Annotated in this window: 14 protein-coding genes; 9 read left to right on the top strand and 5 right to left on the bottom strand. The window is 72.7% G+C overall.

Annotated elements, in window-relative coordinates; genetic code table 11:
- Positions 1–27 precede the first annotated feature (27 nt).
- Entirely contained in the window at positions 28–858 is an 831-nt protein-coding gene (locus ACFT32_RS21865; RefSeq protein WP_382491656.1) for a glycoside hydrolase family 16 protein, read from the bottom strand.
- 253 nt (positions 859–1,111) lie between these two features.
- Between ACFT32_RS21865 and ACFT32_RS21860 the strand changes: the two genes are divergently transcribed.
- Positions 1,112–4,918, top strand: a complete 3,807-nt coding sequence (locus tag ACFT32_RS21860) for a WD40 repeat domain-containing protein (protein ID WP_382491654.1) — start codon at positions 1,112–1,114, stop codon at positions 4,916–4,918.
- Between the two features lie 4 nt (positions 4,919–4,922).
- Here ACFT32_RS21860 and ACFT32_RS21855 read toward each other — a convergent pair whose 3' ends face one another.
- Positions 4,923–5,852: a hypothetical protein gene (locus ACFT32_RS21855; RefSeq protein WP_382491652.1), complete on the bottom strand. Its 930-nt coding sequence runs from the start codon at positions 5,850–5,852 to the stop codon at positions 4,923–4,925.
- A gap of 308 nt (positions 5,853–6,160) precedes the next feature.
- On the opposite strand from ACFT32_RS21855, the gene ACFT32_RS21850 reads away from it, so the two are divergent.
- From ACFT32_RS21850 to ACFT32_RS21840, 3 genes are read left to right on the top strand one after another with little or no spacing between them, the layout of a single operon-like run.
- The gene (locus ACFT32_RS21850) at positions 6,161–8,215 is read left to right on the top strand and encodes a flavin monoamine oxidase family protein (RefSeq protein WP_382491649.1); all 2,055 of its coding nucleotides are present in this window, start codon (positions 6,161–6,163) and stop codon (positions 8,213–8,215) included.
- A complete protein-coding gene (locus ACFT32_RS21845) occupies positions 8,212–10,044 on the top strand; it encodes a thiamine pyrophosphate-binding protein (protein ID WP_382491646.1) in 1,833 nt (610 codons plus the stop codon). Before ACFT32_RS21850 ends, ACFT32_RS21845 begins: the two co-directional genes overlap by 4 nt.
- A gap of 23 nt (positions 10,045–10,067) precedes the next feature.
- Positions 10,068–10,577, top strand: coding sequence for an inclusion body family protein (locus tag ACFT32_RS21840; RefSeq protein ID WP_382491643.1), 510 nt, complete (start codon positions 10,068–10,070; stop codon positions 10,575–10,577).
- A 15-nt stretch (positions 10,578–10,592) separates the two neighbouring features.
- Here ACFT32_RS21840 and ACFT32_RS21835 read toward each other — a convergent pair whose 3' ends face one another.
- Complete coding sequence (locus ACFT32_RS21835) at positions 10,593–11,612, bottom strand: aldo/keto reductase (protein WP_382491641.1); 1,020 nt, start codon at positions 11,610–11,612, stop codon at positions 10,593–10,595.
- Positions 11,613–11,721: 109 nt separating this feature from the next.
- Between ACFT32_RS21835 and ACFT32_RS21830 the strand changes: the two genes are divergently transcribed.
- Entirely contained in the window at positions 11,722–12,330 is a 609-nt protein-coding gene (locus ACFT32_RS21830) for a TetR/AcrR family transcriptional regulator (RefSeq protein WP_382491638.1), read from the top strand.
- A 102-nt stretch (positions 12,331–12,432) separates the two neighbouring features.
- On the top strand, positions 12,433–12,861 hold the full coding sequence (locus tag ACFT32_RS21825) for a hypothetical protein (protein WP_382491635.1): 429 nt from the start codon (positions 12,433–12,435) through the stop codon (positions 12,859–12,861).
- Here the strand turns inward: ACFT32_RS21825 and ACFT32_RS21820 are convergent.
- Positions 12,858–13,511 (bottom strand): TetR/AcrR family transcriptional regulator, encoded by a 654-nt coding sequence (locus ACFT32_RS21820; RefSeq protein WP_382491632.1) that lies wholly within the window; start codon positions 13,509–13,511, stop codon positions 12,858–12,860. The genes ACFT32_RS21825 and ACFT32_RS21820 overlap by 4 nt on opposite strands.
- A 100-nt stretch (positions 13,512–13,611) precedes the next feature.
- Here ACFT32_RS21820 and ACFT32_RS21815 point away from each other — a divergent pair, with 100 nt between their 5' ends.
- Positions 13,612–14,256, top strand: a complete 645-nt coding sequence (locus tag ACFT32_RS21815) for an SRPBCC family protein (protein ID WP_382491629.1) — start codon at positions 13,612–13,614, stop codon at positions 14,254–14,256.
- An 18-nt stretch (positions 14,257–14,274) separates the two neighbouring features.
- Here ACFT32_RS21815 and ACFT32_RS21810 read toward each other — a convergent pair whose 3' ends face one another.
- On the bottom strand, positions 14,275–15,222 hold the full coding sequence (locus ACFT32_RS21810; protein WP_382491626.1) for a LysR family transcriptional regulator: 948 nt from the start codon (positions 15,220–15,222) through the stop codon (positions 14,275–14,277).
- Positions 15,223–15,375: 153 nt separating this feature from the next.
- On the opposite strand from ACFT32_RS21810, the gene ACFT32_RS21805 reads away from it, so the two are divergent.
- The gene (locus ACFT32_RS21805; protein WP_382491625.1) at positions 15,376–16,071 is read left to right on the top strand and encodes a type 1 glutamine amidotransferase domain-containing protein; all 696 of its coding nucleotides are present in this window, start codon (positions 15,376–15,378) and stop codon (positions 16,069–16,071) included.
- Positions 16,072–16,117: 46 nt separating this feature from the next.
- Positions 16,118–16,633, top strand: a complete 516-nt coding sequence (locus tag ACFT32_RS21800) for an SRPBCC domain-containing protein (protein WP_382491622.1) — start codon at positions 16,118–16,120, stop codon at positions 16,631–16,633.
- Positions 16,634–16,689 lie beyond the last annotated feature (56 nt).

Genomic DNA, 16,689 nt, shown 5'->3' with positions numbered 1-16,689 from the left:
GTGTCGTCGTGGAGTCCCGCATCGCCCTCACCTCACGTCTTCGTCTTCGTCTTCGGGCAGGGCGTAGACCCGCGCCCAGTCCACCTCGTAGACCGCGCTCTGCAGGCCGTCCCCGTGGAAGTTGTCGAGCTGGATGGTCTGGTGCATCGACGGGGCGCACTGGATGCAGCCCCGGTCCTCGTTCGCGCCGCCGGAGAAGCGGAACCACTCCTCGCCGTCGAGGAAGCCGCGCAGATGGTCCGGGGTCCACTCGACGGCGACGTTGTGCCACCGCGACAGGTCCACACCGCACTGGCGCGCGTGCTCCTGCTGGACGGGCACGTCCTCGGGGTGCGGGTAGTGCAGGAACGCCTCCGCGCAGTCCTCGCCGGGGGCGCCGTTCTCCAGGAAGTCGTACTCGCCGTCCTCGGGATGCCGGTTGGAGTCCGGCCACAGGATCAGCAGCGGGTGGTACGTCCGGCCGTTGTCGGGGGCGGTGGCCCGGGAGCGGACGCGGGCCTCCCACCGGCCGTACCGCTGCCCGTACTGCGAGGCGAGCCAGCCGGTGTCGCCGCCGGTCTCGCCGGTCATGCGCAGGATGCCGCCGACGACCCGGGTGCTGGCGTCGCAGCGGCGGCCGTTGCCGGCGTGGCCGGGCCAGCAGGCGCCGGGGTTGCCGCCCGCCAGGCGCCACTTGGCGCGGTCGGGCACGGCCGGGGCGGCCTCGGAGCCGTAGCCGAACTCGTCCGACCACGCGGGGAGCGGTTCTCCCCAGCCGTACCGCTCCGCCGCGGTTTTCGCGGGGGCGGGTGCCGTGAGTGTCAGCGCGAGGACCGCCGCCCCGAGCCCCACGGCGAGATGCCGATGTCGTCCGTACATGACTCTCCTTCTCGTGGATGCGCGGCGCGGCCCGAGCCCTCCCCTCGCCGGGCTCGGGCCGCGCCGTGGCCCACCAGAAGTCGACCGCCGTACGGGGTTGTTCGGCAGGCCCTCTCCCCGCGCCGAACAACCCGGGGGCGCGCGCGGTGCCGAGTGGCCTGGAGGAAGGGTGAGGAATGAGTGAACGCCGGTGTCCCGCCCGCCGATTCGGCCGAAGGTCGGGGGAGGGCGTACGAGGGGGAGGGGCGGGGACGTGCCGGGACAAGCGGGACCGGGCAGAGCCGAGGGCGAGCTGGATCCGGCGGCCGGGCCGGTGCCGCGGTTCGCCGCCGGGCTGCGCGCGCTGCGGGAGTCCGCGGGCAGGCCCACCTACCGGGAGATGGCCCGGCGGGCGCGGTACGGAGTGACCACCCTGTCGCAGGCCGCGGCGGGCAGGCAGCTGCCCACCCGGGCGGTGACGCTCGCCTATGTGAAGGCCTGCGGCGGCGACCTCGCCGAGTGGGAGCGGCGCTGGCGCGAGGCGTCGGACGAACTGGCCGCCGAGGCCGCCGCCGACGAGACCGCCCGGCCGCCCTACCGGGGCCTGACCCGGTTCGAACCGGGCGACGCCGAGCTGTTCTTCGGCCGTGACCAGCTCGTGGAGCGGCTCGCCGAGCTCAACCGCAAGCACCGCTTCACCGCCGTCTTCGGCCCCTCCGGCAGCGGCAAGTCCTCCCTGCTGCGCGCCGGTCTCATCCCCCGGCTGCGGACGGCCTCCGACGACGGCGTGCCGCCCGCGGCCGTACGGATCCTCACCCCGGGCGCGGACCCGCTGCACACGCACGCCGGCCGGCTGGAGCCCGTCCCCGGCACGGACGCCGACACCTGGCTGATCGTCGACCAGTTCGAGGAGCTGTACACCCTCGGCGCCGACCCGGCCGACCGGGACGCCTTCGTCGACCGCCTCGTCGCCGCCACCGACGCCGGCAGCCGACTGCGCGTCGTCATCGCGGTCCGGGCCGACTTCCTCGGCCGCTGCGCCGAACACCCCGGGCTCACCGCCGCGTTGCAGGACGCCACGCTGCTCGCCGGGCCGATGAGCCGCGCGGAACTGCGGGACGCCATCGTCCGCCCGGCCGCCACGGCCGGACTGATCGTCGAACGCGCCCTGACCGACCGCCTCCTGGACGAGGTCGAGGACGCCCCGGGCGGGCTGCCGCTGATGTCGCACGCCCTGCTGGAGACCTGGCGCCACCGCAGCGGCCGTGCCCTGACCGAGACCGCGTACGAGGCGGCCGGGGGACTGCACGGTGCCGTCGTGCGGACGGCCGAGGAGGTGTACGGCGAACTGACCGCGGTGCAGGCCGAGCTGGCTCGCCGGGTTCTGCTCCGGCTGGTCGCCCCCGGCGACGGGACACCCGACACGCGCCGCCCCACCGACCGCGCGGAGCTCGACTTCGGCAGCCCCGCCGACACCCGGGTCGTCCTGGAGCGTCTGGCCCGGGCCCGGCTCCTCACCTTCGACGACGGCACCGTCGACCTCGCCCACGAGGCCCTGATCACCGCCTGGCCCCGGCTGCGCGGCTGGATCGACGCCGAGCGCGACCGGCTGCGCGTCCACCGCGCGCTCTCCGAGGCCGCCCGGACCTGGCAGAGACTCGGGCAGGAGAACGCCGCGCTCTACGCGGGCTCCCGGCTGAGCGCAGCCCGCGACGCCTTCCCGGCGGACGGCGAGGCGGCCCGGGACAGCGACGAACTGACGCCCCTGGAGCGGCGGTTCCTCACCACCTCGCTCGGACGGCGGCAACGTGCCGCGCTGCTGCGCCGCACCGTCGTGGCCGTACTCGCCGCGCTCGCCCTGCTCGCCACCGGCACCGCCGTCGTCGCCCTCCAGGCCCGCGCCACCGCGCAGGCCGAACGGGACGAGGCCGTCTTCGGCCGGCTCACCGCCGAGGCCGACCGGGTCCGCGAGACCGACGCCGGGCTGGCGGCCCGGCTCGATGTCGCCGCGTACCGCATGCGCTCCACCCCGGACCTCAGGACCCGGCTGGCCTCGGACGCGGGCCGGGTGCTGCCCACCCGGCTGCCCGGCGGGCACGACGGGGTCGGCAGCTCCGTGGCGTACGCGCCCGACGGCCGCACCCTCGCGAGCGGCGGCCACGACGGCACGGTCCGGCTGTGGGACGCCACCACCGGGAAGGCCCTGGGCGGACCCCTGCGGCTCGGCACGGCCCGGGTCGGCGCGGTCGCCTTCGCACCGTCCGGCGGGAACCTGCTGGCGGCCACCGGGGAAGGCGGCGCCATCCGGCTGTGGGACGTACGGGACCGGGAGCGGCCCCGCGCCCTGGGCCGCCCACTGGTGAGCCACGACGAGGAGAACGTCGTCTCCGCCGCGTTCGCCCCCGACGGCAGGACACTGGCCACCGCCGGCGACGACGGAACCGTACGGCTGTGGAACCTGGCCGACCCGGCCCGCCCCACACCGCTCGGCGAGCCCGCCGAGGCCGACGCGTCGGACGACGGCAGTGTCCGCGCGGTCGCGTTCGCGCCGGAGGGCCGCACGCTGGCCACGGCCGGCTACGACGGCACCGTACGGATGTGGCGCTACGGCGAGGACGACGGCCCCGCACCGCTGGGCAAGCCCCTGCGCGCCCACACCGCGCCCGTCTGGACGCTGGCCTTCTCACCGGACGGCCGGACGCTGGCCACCGCCGGCTTCGACGAGACCGTACGTCTGTGGGACACGTCCCGCCCGGGCCGCGTCGCACCGCTGGGCGAACCGCTCACCGCGCACACCGCGCCCGTCATGTCGGTGGCGTTCAGCCCCGACGGCGAGACCCTGGCGAGCGCGGGCGAGGACGACGCGCCCGTCCTGTGGAACGTGGCCAACCCGGCCTATCCGCAACAGCTCGGGGAGCCGCTGACCGGCCACACCGAGGCCGTCTGGGAGGTGGCGTTCAGCCGCGACGGCCGTACCCTCGCCAGCACCGGCGCCGACGGGAGCGTCCTGCTCTGGCACCGGCCGCCGAGCGTCCTCACCGACTTCACCAACCCGGTGACCGCGGTCGCCTTCAGCCCCGACCGCCGCCTCCTCGCCGCCGCGAGCACCGACGACGGGCTGATCCGCCTGTGGGACGTACGCCGGCCGGACCGTCCGCGCCGGCTGCCGCGGCCGCTCGCCCACGAGGACCAGGTGCTCGCCCTGGCGTTCGCCCCGGACGGCCGTACGGTGGTCAGCGGCAGCGCGGACGGCACCGTACGCCTGTGGGACGTCTCCACGCCCGACCGCCCCGCGCCCCTGGGAGCGCCCCTGCCCGCACACGACGGCGGCACCTCCGCCGTGGCCTTCGCGCCGGACGGCCGCACGGTGGCCACCGGCGGCGAGGACGACACGGTGCGGCTGTGGGACGTCCGGCGACCCGACCGTGTCCGGCCGCTCGGCGAGCCGCTGCGCGGCCACCGGGACACCGTCACCTCCGTGGCCTTCGCACGCGGCGGCCGTCTCCTGGCCACCGCCTCCGAGGACTCGACGACCCGGCTGTGGCACGTGGGCGGCGGAACACCGGCCCGCCCCGCGGGCGCCGCCCTCCGCGGACACGACGAGGCGGTCAACGCGGTGGCGTTCGCCCCGGACGGGAAGACGCTGGCGACGGGCAGCGACGACCGCACGGTGCGGCTGTGGGACGTCGGGGAGGACGGCCGGGTACGCCCGTGGGGAGAACCGCTGACGGGACACCGCGGGGAGGTCCGGGCCCTGGCGTTCGCCCCGGACGGGAAGACCCTGGCGACCGGTGGCGGCGACCACGCGGTCCGGCTGTGGGACGTGGCCGCCCCGGCCCGTGCCGAGCCCGCCGGCCAGGAACTCACCGGCCATCTCGACACCGTCACCACCGTCGCCTTCAGCCCCAGGGGCGACGCCCTCGCCTCCGCGGGCTACGACCTGACGGCCCGCGTCTGGACCCTGGACCCGGCCCGCGCGGCCCACTACGCCTGTGCCCGCACGGCCGGTGTCCTCACCCGGGCCGACTGGGAGGAACGCCTGCCGCGACTCGGGTACCGGGAGGTGTGCGAAGGGGGCTAGGGGCTCAGGGAGTGCTGAACTTCAGCACGGCACCGTCCTCGTTGTGCGCGACGACGGTCGCCTTCAGCGCGTTGCCGAACCCCGCCTCGCCGCCCGTGCCGCCGAGCTGCATCACCGTGCCGTCCGTCTGCAGGGTGACGTGCTCGTCCGCCACGGTGACATGGACCGTCGTCCCGTTCGCCGTGATGTCCGCCGGAGAGGTCACCAGGACCTCGCACCCGCCGTCCGAGCAGGCGGCGTAGTTCCTGCCGTCCGCCGCCTCGGGCAACGGGCCGGTGGGGTCGGGCGTGTCCGGATCGCCGGTTTCCTCGCCGGGCTTCCAGCCCGGGGCGCACGGGGCGGCCTTCCGGTACGCGGCCGCGAGCCGCGGGTCCTTCTCGGTGAGCTCGGGCAGGTCCGGCTTCGGCGGGGTGAGGGACTGGACGAGCCTGTCGACGTCCGCGGCCTCGTCCCCCGCGTCCTCGAGAGCCACCGCCGGTGACACCCCCTCGAGCTTCGCCGCGACACCGTTCACCTTTTTCCGCAGGGCGTCGAGCATCCGGTCGGCCGCCGGAACGCCCGACGGGTCGAGGTCCTCCAGGCCGCTCTGCACACTGTCCACCGCGGACGGTGTGCTGAAGAGGTAGCCGACGGCGGTGGCCCGGGCGGCGAGATCCCCCTCGCCCGCGCCCCGGATCTCCTTCAGATCGGCGGCGCTCTCCGCCCGCAGGTCCTTGAGGGCGAGTGTCGACTCGCAGACTCCGCCTGCCCACTTCACCAATTCCTCCGACGGCGGCGGAACCGGCGTGTCAGAGGCCGATTTCCTCCCGGCCGAGCCGACCGATCCGGCCGGTCCGGCCGTTCCGTCCGCGTTGTCGGCCCCGCCGCCCCCACACCCCCCGACGGCCAGCACCAGCCCGGCGACCACGACCGCGACGCTCCCTTTGTTGCCCATCGACGACCCCTCTCCCTGCCACGACCCGTCTCCGTAGCACCAGTTCAGACCCGCCACGGATTGTTCGGCCACCCGGTACACCGCCCTGAACAACGCGGCGGGCGGCCGTCGGTGGTGGTACGTATTCCGCAAGTGAATTATTCATGGGATTTCGAGCCCAATTCCCTTCCGTCTCTGGGGAATCTCCCGTCCGTCGAAAAGGAATTCGAGCAAGGTGAAATCCCGTCAATAGGGGCGATCGATGTTTTCAGGACTTTACCCGCCGGTAAAAACACGAAATCGTTTCGCCATATCTACGATCGCTGGCTATGACCGACACTTCTCGGGACAGCTCCGCCACCCGTGCGCGCTGGCAGACCTGTCTCAAGCTCGCCCGTGAACTTCTGCTCGTCGGGCCGGACGGCAAGGACCTCAAACTCGACTATCTGCACACCCTGATAGACACGGGCCGCCTCGGCCCCACCCACCACCCGCGCAAGAAGATCATCGTCATCGGCGCCGGAATCACCGGCCTGGTCGCCGCTCGATTACTCAAGGACGCCGGCCACGAGGTCACCGTCCTGGAGGCCAACGCCAGCCGGGTCGGCGGGCGTATCAAGACGTTCCGGGCCACCAAGCACCACCAGCCCTTCGACGACCCGGCCCAGTACGCCGAGGCCGGTGCCATGCGGCTGCCCGACTTCCACCCGCTCGTCCTCGCCCTGGTCGACAAACTCGGGCTCGGCCGCCGCCAGTTCTACAACGTGGACGTGGACCCCGGCACCGGCAGCGGCCCCGACGTCCCCGTGCCCCCGGTGTCGTATTCCTCCTTCACCGGCCGCACCTGGTCCTACGGCGACGACAGCCCCGATTTCCGCGAGCCGGACAAGCGCGGCAACTCCTGGATCCGCACCAACCGCGTCCAGGTGCGCCGCTCCGACTACGCCGCTGGTCCGGAACGCGTCAACGAGGGCTTCCACCTCACCGGCGACGAAGTGCGTTCCCCCGTCGTGAAAATGGTCGACGACGCGCTGGAATGCGTGCGCGACTACTACTCCGACGTGGTCGACGGCCGGCGCGTCAACAAGCCGTTCGAGGAGTGGGTCGAGGGCTGGGCCCGGGTGATCCGCGACTTCGACGGCTATTCGATGGGCGGCTTCCTGCGCGACCACGCCGGGCTCACCGACGAGGCCATCGAGGCCGTCGGAACCCTGGAGAACATGTCCTCGCGGCTCCATCTCTCCTTCTTCCACAGCTTCCTGAGCCGCAGCGACATCGACCCGGGCGTCCGCTACTGGGAGATCCCCGGCGGCAACTGGCGCCTGCCGCACGCCCTCCACCAGGGTCTGCGCGACGAGGTGCGGCTCGGTCACCGCATGATCCGCCTCGAGTACCACGACCCCAGCCGCGACACCGACCCCGAGGGCACCGGCGCCGTCGGACCCGACGGCTGGGGCGTGGCCGTGCAGACCGTCGCCGAGGATGATCCACAGGCCCCGCCCCGCCTGTGGACGGCGGACCTGGCGATCGTCACCGTCCCGTTCTCCGCCCTGCGCTTCGTGGAGATCGTCCCCTCGATGTCGTACAAGAAGCGCCGCGCGATCATCGAGACCCACTACGACCAGGCCACCAAGGTGCTGCTGGAGTTCAGCCACCGGTGGTGGGAGTTCACCGAGGACGACTGGCGCGAGGAGCTGGACCGCATCTCGCCGGGGCTGTACGAGCACTACCGGCAGGGCGCCGACGCGGACACCGCTCTCACGGTCGTCAGCACGGACTCCGGGACCGGTCTCGCCTTCGCCGGGCTGCTCGGCGCGGCCGTCAAGGACAGCGCCGTCACCGAGGAGATGCGGCAGCTCGACAGCACCCTGCCGCTGCGCGGCCCCGCCGTCCGCCCCGCCACCCACTGCTTCGGCGGAGGCTCCGCGGCCGACAACCCCAACCGGTTCATGTACTACCCCTCGCACCGGGTCGAGGGCAGTACCGGCGGCGTCGTCCTCGCCTCCTACTGCTGGTCCGACGATGCCGCCCGCTGGGACTCCATGCGCGGTGCCGAGCGCTACGTCTACGCCCTGCGCAACCTCCAGGCCCTGCACGGCCGCCGCATCGAGGTGTTCTTCACCGGGCAGGGCGCCACCAAGAGCTGGGCCCGCGACCCGTACGCCTTCGGCGAGGCCGCCATCTACACCGCGCACCAGATGACCAGCTTCCACCTGGACGTCTCCCGGCCCGAGGGCCCGGTGCACTTCGCCGGGGAGCACACCTCCCTCAAGCACGCCTGGATCGAGGGCGCCCTGGAGAGCGCCGTCCGCGCCGCGCTCGCCGTCCACCAGGCCCCGCCGGTCACCGTCCCGGGCCCGGACGGGCAGGGGGAGAGCTCGTGACCTCGATCGGCCGCGGGTGCACGGTCGCCCGCTATCTCGCCCTGCGGCTGGCCGAGTTGGGCATCACCCATCTGTTCGGCGTCCCCGGCAACCACCTCGGCCCGTTCCTGACCACCCTGCGGGAGGAGGACGACATCGAGTGGGTGGGCACCCCCACCGAGGGCGGCGCGGGCCAGGCCGCCGACGCCTACGCCCGTATCCACGGCGTGGGAGCGGTCGCCGTCACCTACAGCGTGGGCGCGTTCAACCTGCTCAACGCCTGCGGCGGCGCCTACGTCGAACAGGTGCCGCTGGTCGCCGTCAACGCCTCCCCGCCCTACGAGCAGTGGCAGAACTACCGGGCCGTCGGCCTGCTCACCTCGCACATGAGCCCCCGCGCGGAGAGCAACCTGGACGTCTACCGGCAGGTCACCGTGGACGCGCAGGTCGTCTCCAACCCGGGCCTGGCCCCCGGCCAGATCGACGCCGCGCTCACCGCGTGCCTCTCCGAGCGCCGCCCGGTCTACCTGGAGATCATGGAGGACCTCTGGGACGAGCCCTGCCCCGAACCGGAGGTGCCGCTCGTGCCCCGGGAGCGGCCGTTCAGCGAACGCAACCAGACCACGCTGGACCACGCCGTGCAGGCCGTCCTCACCCTGGTAGAGGAGCACCCCGGCCCGGACGGCAGGCCCCGCCCGATCGTGTGGGCCGGCGAGGAGATCGAGCGGTTCCGCCTCGGCGAGCAGCTCACCGGCCTGGTGGAGGCCACCGGTGTGCCGTTCTGCACCACCGTCGGCGCCAAGGCCGTCGTCGACGAGGACCTGCCGCGGTTCCACGGCGTCTACAACGGCCCGGCCAGCCACCCCGATGTGCACCGCGTCTTCAAGGACTGGGCCACCTGCCGGATCGGGCTCGGCGCCTGGTCCACGTCGAAGAACCTCGGCGGCGAGCAGTCCGTCGGCGGCGACTGGGTGATGGCCGCGCTCGGCGGCGTCAGCGTCGGCACCTCCTATTTCCCCGACGTCCAGCTCCGCCACCTGCTGCCCGCCCTCCAGGACGCACTGGTGAAGGCCTACGGGACCGAGGGCCTGGCCGCCGACTACTACGCCGAGTCCTACGACCACCACGACTCGCCGGGCGACCGCCCCGCGGCCCTCGAACAGCACCGCGCCTCCCTCCGCACCGGCGCAGCGCGATCCAGTCACCCGAACGGAAAGCACCTCACCTACGACGGCGTCTTCGACCGGATCAACCACTTCCTGAACCACGACACCGGCGAGGACTGGACGGTCGTCTCGGACGCCGCGTTCTCCCTCATCGGCTCGATGAACCTGTCCCTGCCCGCGGGCGGGTTCCTCTCGCAGGTCAGCTGGCTGTCCATCGGCTGGTCGGTCGGCGCGGCCACCGGCGCCGCGCTCGCCCCCGAGCGGGGGGACGCCCGCCCGATGGTGTTCGTCGGCGACGGCGCCTTCCAGGAGACCTGCCAGGAGCTCTCCACCCACACCAGGCTCGGCCTGCGCTCGGTGGTGTTCGTCATGGACAACGGCCACTTCTACGGCATCGAACAGATGCTGGTGCACCCGGAGTTCTACGCGGACCGGGACGCCGCCGACCCGGACTTCTACAACGTCCTGCACCCCTGGCACTACGACCGCCTCCCGGCCGTCTTCGCCGGCGGGAAGACCCCGGCGAACGGCGTCAGCGTCACGCACACCGCCGAGCTGGACGACCTCCTGGACCGCCTCACCGACCCGGCCGACCCGCTCAACGCCGGACCGCTCCTCGTCCGCGTCCGATTGCACCGGCACGACTACCCGCGGGCGATGTCCTACAAGGTTCCGCACTCGTAGAAATCGACACAGGGAGAGAAGAAATGGCTGATCTCAACGTACTGATCGCGTTCGACGCGGCCACGATCGTCGAACGCAACCCCAACGCGTCCCGCAACCCCGACGCACCGACCCAGGTCGACGAGAGCCTGATCTACATGACGACCCGCCACGACCACATCGTCGGCACGTCGGGCGCCGAGCTGAACCTGCGCGCCGAACCCGGCGACACCGTCAAGTGGCGCGAGACGACCGTCTCCCTGGGCAGCGACTACAAGGCCCTGCTCTATCGCTACGTCAGCAGCGACAGCCAGCACCAGCTCATCCGCACACCGGAGATCGAGGTGATCGACGGCATATACCCGCTGCCGAAGGAGGGCAGCGAAGGCCGGCCGGAGTTCGACACCCAGCGGTACCAGGACCACTACTGGCGGACGACCGTCAGGAGGGCCGGCAAGGTCACCTACCACTTCTACTTCCAGATCCTGGACCGCCACCGCCAGTTGAAGGGGTACTTCCAGTGGGACCCCTTCATCACCATCGAGGACGCCTGACGCGTCCCCGGCCGGTCAGCGGCGCCGCAGTGACGGGTCGAGCAGCGCGGGCGGGGTGTCGTGCTTCTCGTGCGGGGCCAGGTCGGTGCCGGGCGGGACGATCCGGTCGATCGCGTCGAGCACGTCGGCGGTGAGCACGGTGTCGGCGGCGGCGAGCTGCGCTGCGAGATGGTCCGGCGTCCGGGGCCCGATGAGCGCGCTGGTCACGCCGGGATGCGCGGTCACGAAGCCGAGCGCCAGCTGAATCATGGTCAGGCCGGCCTCGTCGGCGAGCTCGGCGAGCCGCTCGACGGCGTCGAGCCTGGCCCGGTTGGCGGGAAGGGAGGTGTCGAAGCGCTCCGGCATGAACGCCGAGCGGTTCGTGGTGATGTCCCGCCCCTCGCGCACGGCGCCCGTCAGCCAGCCCGAGGCGAGCGGGCTCCACACCAGCACGCCGAGCCCGTACTCCTGCGTGACGGGCAGGACATGGGTCTCGATCCCGCGCTGGAGGACCGAGTAGCCGGGCTGTTCGGTGACGTAGCGGCTCAGATGCCACTCGCGGGCGGCCCACTGCGCCTGCACGATGCGGTACGCGGGGAAGGTCGAGGAACCGAAGTACCTGATCTTCCCCGCGCGTTGCAGGTCGGTCAGCGCCGACAGGGTCTCCTCGTCGCCGGTGCGCGGATCCCACCGGTGGATCTGGAACAGGTCGACGTGGTCGACCCCGAGGCGGCGCAGGCTGTCGTCCAGCGCGGTGACCAGCCAGCGGCGCGAGGCGCCCCGGTGGTTGGGCTCGTCGCTCATCGGCATGCTCGCCTTCGTGGCCAGCACGATGTCCTCACGGCGCCCCGCGATGGCCTTGCCGACCATTTCCTCGGACTCGCCGCGGCCGTACATGTCGGCGGTGTCGATGAGGTTGATCCCCGCCTCCAGGGCGGCGTCGACGAGGGCGGTGGCCTCGTCCTGGGTGGTGCGTCCGATCCGTCCGAAGTTCATCGCGCCGAGCGCGAGGGAGCTGACCTGTACGCCGGTGCGGCCCAGGGTGCGGTACTGCATGACCGTGTCTCCTCTGGCATCATGAGGGAAGCGGAACGTCGTTCCGCTTAGGACGATACGGAACGCTGTTCCGTTTTCGCAAGGGCGAGTTCCGAGGAGGAGTGACGCGGTGAACGGCAGTGGCGAGGACGAAGGGCGCGCGGCCCCGTCCCGGCGGAGGGACGCCCGGCGCAACAAGGCGGCCCTGCTCGACGCGGCCGCCTCGGTCTTCGTCACGTCGGGTGTGGAAGCACCGGTGCGTGACATCGCGGCCAGGGCCGGGGTCGGGGTGGGCACGATCTACCGCCACTTCCCCAACCGGGCGGACCTCGTCATCGCCGTCTACCGGCACCAGGTCGACGCCTGCGCCGAGGCCGGCCCGGCCCTGCTGGCGAGCGGTGCGACCCCGCACGCCGCACTGCGGCAGTGGATCGACCTATTCGTCGGCTTCCTGGTGACCAAGCACGGCCTCGCCGCCGCCCTGCACTCCGACGACGCCGGCTTCGAGGCGCTGCACGCTTACTTCATCGACCGGCTCGTGCCGGTCTGCGCCGAGCTGCTGTCCGCCGCGGCCGAGGCGGGCGAGATCCGCTCCGACATCGAGGCGTACGAACTCATGCGCGGCGTGGGAAACCTCTGCATCGGCGCGGACAGCGACCGCGACCCCGGCAGCGAACCCCGCTACGACGCACGGCGCCTGGTCGGACTCCTGGTCACGGGACTGCGCCGTCCGAACTGAACTCCCCCTGGCCGGCTGTCCGGATTCGCTGTTTCTCCGACGCGGCGTTGATGGCACCCTGGCGAGCACTTCGGAACCGGCCGGCAGAGCGGAAGCGGCAGCATGATCAAGTGGATGCCCCTGGGCACCGGAGCCAGGCCCGTCCCCCGGCCGGTCGCGACCCCGCTGGTCTGGGCCGGGGCCTTCGCGGGGGCTCCGGTGCTGGTGGCGTGTCTCAACACCGTGGTGGGGCCCGGCCGTCCGGAACTGGCCCTGCCCGCGCTGTCCCTGCTGGCCGCCGTGCTGGGTCTCGGCGCACGCTTCACGGCCGCCCCCGGTACGGCCCTGCTGTGCTGGCTGTTCCTCAACGGCTTCGTCATCCCGCCCGCCGGCACCCTCACCTGGGCCGGACACCGCGACACCACATGGCTCGCCTGTCTGCTCGCGGCCGCCCTGCTGGGCACGGCCCTGGCCCGGCTGGTCCACGCCCGCGCCGCCTACCGCCGCCTCGGCCCGAGGAGCGGCCCCGGCGACGGACCGTACGACTCCTAGTCCGGGCGGGAGACTTCGTCCAGTTCGGCGGCGAAGAGCTGCGCGGGGTCGATCCCCATCCCCCTGAAGTGGCCCGCGAGTTCCAGGGACAGTGCGCCGTGCAGCCGGGTCCAGAAGGCCAGGGCCCGGCGGAGGGCCGCGGGTGGGGCCGGATGGCCGCCCGCCCAGTCCCGGTGGTCTTCGAGGTGCGCGTCGAGCGGTGTCGCCGGGCTGTCCGGCGGCAGCGCGGCACAGGCGTCGAGCAGGGTCGCCATGATCTCGGACGAGATCGCGGTGACGTCGTCGGGGGCGTGGTAGCCGGGGACGGGGGTGCCGTAGATGAGGAGGTACCGCTGGGGGTCCTCCAGAGCCCAGCCGCGCAGGGCGTGCCCCAGCGCGGCGACGTCGGCGCCGGCCTCGGAGGCCGCGCGGAAGGTGTCGGCGAGACTTCGGTAGGCGTCGGCGACGAGCTCGGTGATCAGCTCGTCTCGCCCGGCGAAGTACCGGTACAGCGCGGGCCCGCTCATCCCCATCCGCTTGGCGATCGCGTTGAGGGAGAGTGCGGACGCCCCCGCCGTGGCGATCTGCTCCCACGCGTGTTCCTTGACCTCCGTACGCACCTGGGCGCGGTAGCGCTCGCGCGGGGTCTTCGTCGCACCTGCTTCAGTCACTGTTAGAGGCTATCACCAAAGTTATTGACACTCTCTCGACTGGTGAGTTACAACTTCTAACGAACGAGAAGGTAGATAACCAAACATCGAGAGGGACACCATGGTCAGCATCAGCAACGTACGAGGCGGCGCCGTCACGGGCCTGGTCGCGCTCGCCGTCGCCGGCGTTCTCGCGAGTACCGTCCCCGCCGCCCAGGCCGCCACGCACGGCGGTCCGTCCCAGTGCCGCGGGCGCGGCGTCGACAGCGGCGCCCTCATCCGCTACGAGGCCGACATCGTGGTCAAGGCCCCGCTCAGCACCGTCTGGAAGCTGCAGACCGACGTCGAAAGCTGGCCGTCCTGGCAGCCCCCGGTCACCACCATGGAGCGTCTTGACTCCGGCCGCCTGCGGAAGGGTTCGCAGTTCCGGTGGACGACCCCGGCGCCCGCCACCCCCACAACCCCCGCCACCACACTGGAGATCACCTCCACCGTCCGGGAACTCCGCGACCGCGACTGCGTCCTGTGGAGCGGACCCGCGATCGGCGAGGGGCTGCGCATCGACGAGGGCGTCCATCTGTGGACGTACCAGAAGGTCAAGGGCGGCGTGCGCGTACACACCGAGGAGACCTGGACGGGCGACCAGGTCGAGGCGGACGTCCCCACCGCGAGGAAGGCCCTCGGCGAGGGTCTCGACGCGTGGCTTCGCGATCTGAAAGCCGCCGCCGAGTCCCGCACCGGCGCCCGGGCGGGCGCCACCGGCTGACGCGTCGCGGGGACGCGGCTACCAGCCTCGGGCTGCCGCCCGGAGCAGATCGCGGACCCGGAGCACATCGGGGTTGGCCTCGGCGCCGGGCCGCTGGACGAGGAACAGGGTGTTCAACGGCGGTTCCTCCGGGTCGTGCAGGAGCGCGAGGCGGCCGGAGTCGAGGTACTCCTGGCACAGCGAACGCGGCAGCACGCTCACGCCCGCCCCGGCGTTGACCGCGGACAGGACGGCGTACAGATTGGGCACGGTGACCGCCGCCCGGGTGGTGAGCTGTCTGCCGAACACGGTCCGCCAGTAGCGCCGCACGATGGGCAGGTCCTCGGCGTAGGTGACCATCGGCACCTCGCGCAGGGCGGCACACAGGTCGCCGTCGGCCCGCGGATCCGCGGCGATGCGCCGGGCCCAGCCGGGGGAGGCCACGAGCAGATACTCCTCGTCGGCGAGCGGCACGGCCTCCAGGGCCCGGCCGCGCGGGCGCCGGGTCGTGATGACCAGGTCGTGGCGGCCCGACCGCATCTCCTCCAGCAGGGGTTCGGGCAGCCCCTGGGTGACGCGCAGCTGTACGCCGTCGGCGACGAGGGGGACCAGGGCGGGCAGGACGCGCACGCACAGCAGTTCCGACGGCCCGGCGAGATGCACGGGCAGGGTGGGGCCGCCCTCCCGGCCGCCGCCCTCCAGCGTCGCGAGGGTGTCGAGGGGGCCCTCGATCCGCGCGGCCAGCTCGTGGGCGACGGGCGTGGGTTCCACGCCGCGCGGCAGCCGGGTGAACAGCTCGCGGCCGGTCTGCTGCTCCAGGGTGCGGATCTGCGCGGTCACGGTGGGCTGGGACAGCCCGAGCGCGGGCGCTGCGGCGGTGAACGTACCGGCGCGGTAGACGGCCAGGAAGGTGCGCAGCAGGTTCAGGTCGGCATGGGCGGGTAGCTGCCTGCCGGTACCGGCGGCCTCGGGCGTCCGGTTCTTCATGACGCCAGCGTAGCCGCCGGGACACATCGGAGTGTCGATAGGTGAAATCGGCCCTCCTATTGGTACTCCGATGGGCACCGGCTCTAGCGTCGTAAGTGACGACGCGGCCGGACCATGCGGACCCACCACCCCTCAGAACCGTAGGAGCACCCCATGGCGAAGATCCTTTTCCTGATGACCGGCGCCGACCACTGGACGCTGGCCGACGGCAGCAAGCACCGCACCGGCTTCTGGGCCGAAGAGGCGGTCGCCCCCTACGAGGCGTTCAAGGCCGCCGGCCACGAGATCACCGTGGCCACCCCGGGCGGCGTCGTCCCGCCGGTCGACCCGGGCAGCCTGGCCCCGGGGGCGGCCGGCGGCGAGGAGAACGCCGCGAAGATCAAGGCCGTGCTGGAGGGCGCCCCGGAGTTCCGGGCCCCGCTGACCCTGGCCGACGTACGCCTCGACGACTTCGACGCGGTCTACGTCCCCGGCGGCCACGGCCCGATGGAGGACCTCGCCGTCGACACCGACTCCGGCCGTCTCCTCGCCCGGGCCGTGGAGTCCGGACTGCCGGTGGGCGTGGTCTGCCACGGCCCGGCGGCGCTGCTGGCCGCGGTGAGGGAGGACGGCACCAACGCCTACGCCGGCTACCGGATCACCGCCTTCACCAACGCCGAGGAGCGGCTGGCCGGCAGCGCGGACAAGGCGAAGTGGCTGCTGGAGGACCGGCTGACCGAGGCCGGTCTGACGGTCGAGACCGGGGAGCCGTGGGCGCCGCACGTCCGGGTCGACCGCAATGTCGTCACCGGCCAGAACCCGGCCTCCTCCGCCCCGCTCGCCGCCGAGCTGCTCAAGAAGCTCCCCTGACAACGCGCGGACGGGAAACGCGCTGACGAGAAGGACACCCCGCACCATGACCACGCAGAACGCGATCGACTGGCCGCGGAAGTACCTGCCCGGCACCGGCGACAACTTCGTCTCCAACGAGGTGATCGTCGAGGGCCTGACGGCCGCCCGGGTCTGGCACTTCCTCACCGACACCTCGACCTGGGAGGGGTACTACGACAACGTCGCGGACATCTCCTTCCCGAACGGTGACGGCCCCGGGCTGAAGGACGACCTCGACTTCAGCTTCGGCACGTTCGGCTTCCCGCCCCTGGACGCCCATGTCGTCCGGTTCCAGGCCCCGGCCGAGGGCGTCCCCGGCCGGCTGTCCTGGACGGCGAAGCAGGACGGTACGCCTCAGGAGCGGCTCGATGTGCTGCACGCCTGGCTGGTGGAGGACCTGCCCGGCGGCCGGGTGCGGATCCTGACCCAGGAGACCCAGATCGGCCGGCCCGCCGCGGCCCTGGCGGCCGAGCGTCCCAACCCGATGCTCAACGGCCACCAGGCCTGGCTGGACGGCCTCGTCGGCGCGGCCTCCAGGTAGCCGCACACCCCGGGGTTCCCGGCCGTGGTCCCGGCGGACGGGTGCGCGGCCGGGAG

This window comes from Streptomyces sp. NPDC057002 (genome assembly GCF_042673825.1).
GTDB lineage: Bacteria > Actinomycetota > Actinomycetes > Streptomycetales > Streptomycetaceae > Streptomyces.
Note: the sequence above shows the minus strand (reverse complement) of the source record. Positions and strands in the feature narration are given on the sequence as shown.

Coding starts and splice junctions, on each gene's coding strand:
- ACFT32_RS21865 (WP_382491656.1), bottom strand. CDS start 858: ATGTACGGACGACATCGGCATCTCGCCGTGGGGCTCGGGGCGGCGGTC.
- ACFT32_RS21855 (WP_382491652.1), bottom strand. CDS start 5,852: ATGGGCAACAAAGGGAGCGTCGCGGTCGTGGTCGCCGGGCTGGTGCTG.
- ACFT32_RS21850 (WP_382491649.1), top strand. CDS start 6,161: ATGACCGACACTTCTCGGGACAGCTCCGCCACCCGTGCGCGCTGGCAG.
- ACFT32_RS21840 (WP_382491643.1), top strand. CDS start 10,068: ATGGCTGATCTCAACGTACTGATCGCGTTCGACGCGGCCACGATCGTC.
- ACFT32_RS21835 (WP_382491641.1), bottom strand. CDS start 11,612: ATGCAGTACCGCACCCTGGGCCGCACCGGCGTACAGGTCAGCTCCCTC.
- ACFT32_RS21825 (WP_382491635.1), top strand. CDS start 12,433: ATGATCAAGTGGATGCCCCTGGGCACCGGAGCCAGGCCCGTCCCCCGG.
- ACFT32_RS21815 (WP_382491629.1), top strand. CDS start 13,612: ATGGTCAGCATCAGCAACGTACGAGGCGGCGCCGTCACGGGCCTGGTC.
- ACFT32_RS21810 (WP_382491626.1), bottom strand. CDS start 15,222: ATGAAGAACCGGACGCCCGAGGCCGCCGGTACCGGCAGGCAGCTACCC.
- ACFT32_RS21805 (WP_382491625.1), top strand. CDS start 15,376: ATGGCGAAGATCCTTTTCCTGATGACCGGCGCCGACCACTGGACGCTG.
- ACFT32_RS21800 (WP_382491622.1), top strand. CDS start 16,118: ATGACCACGCAGAACGCGATCGACTGGCCGCGGAAGTACCTGCCCGGC.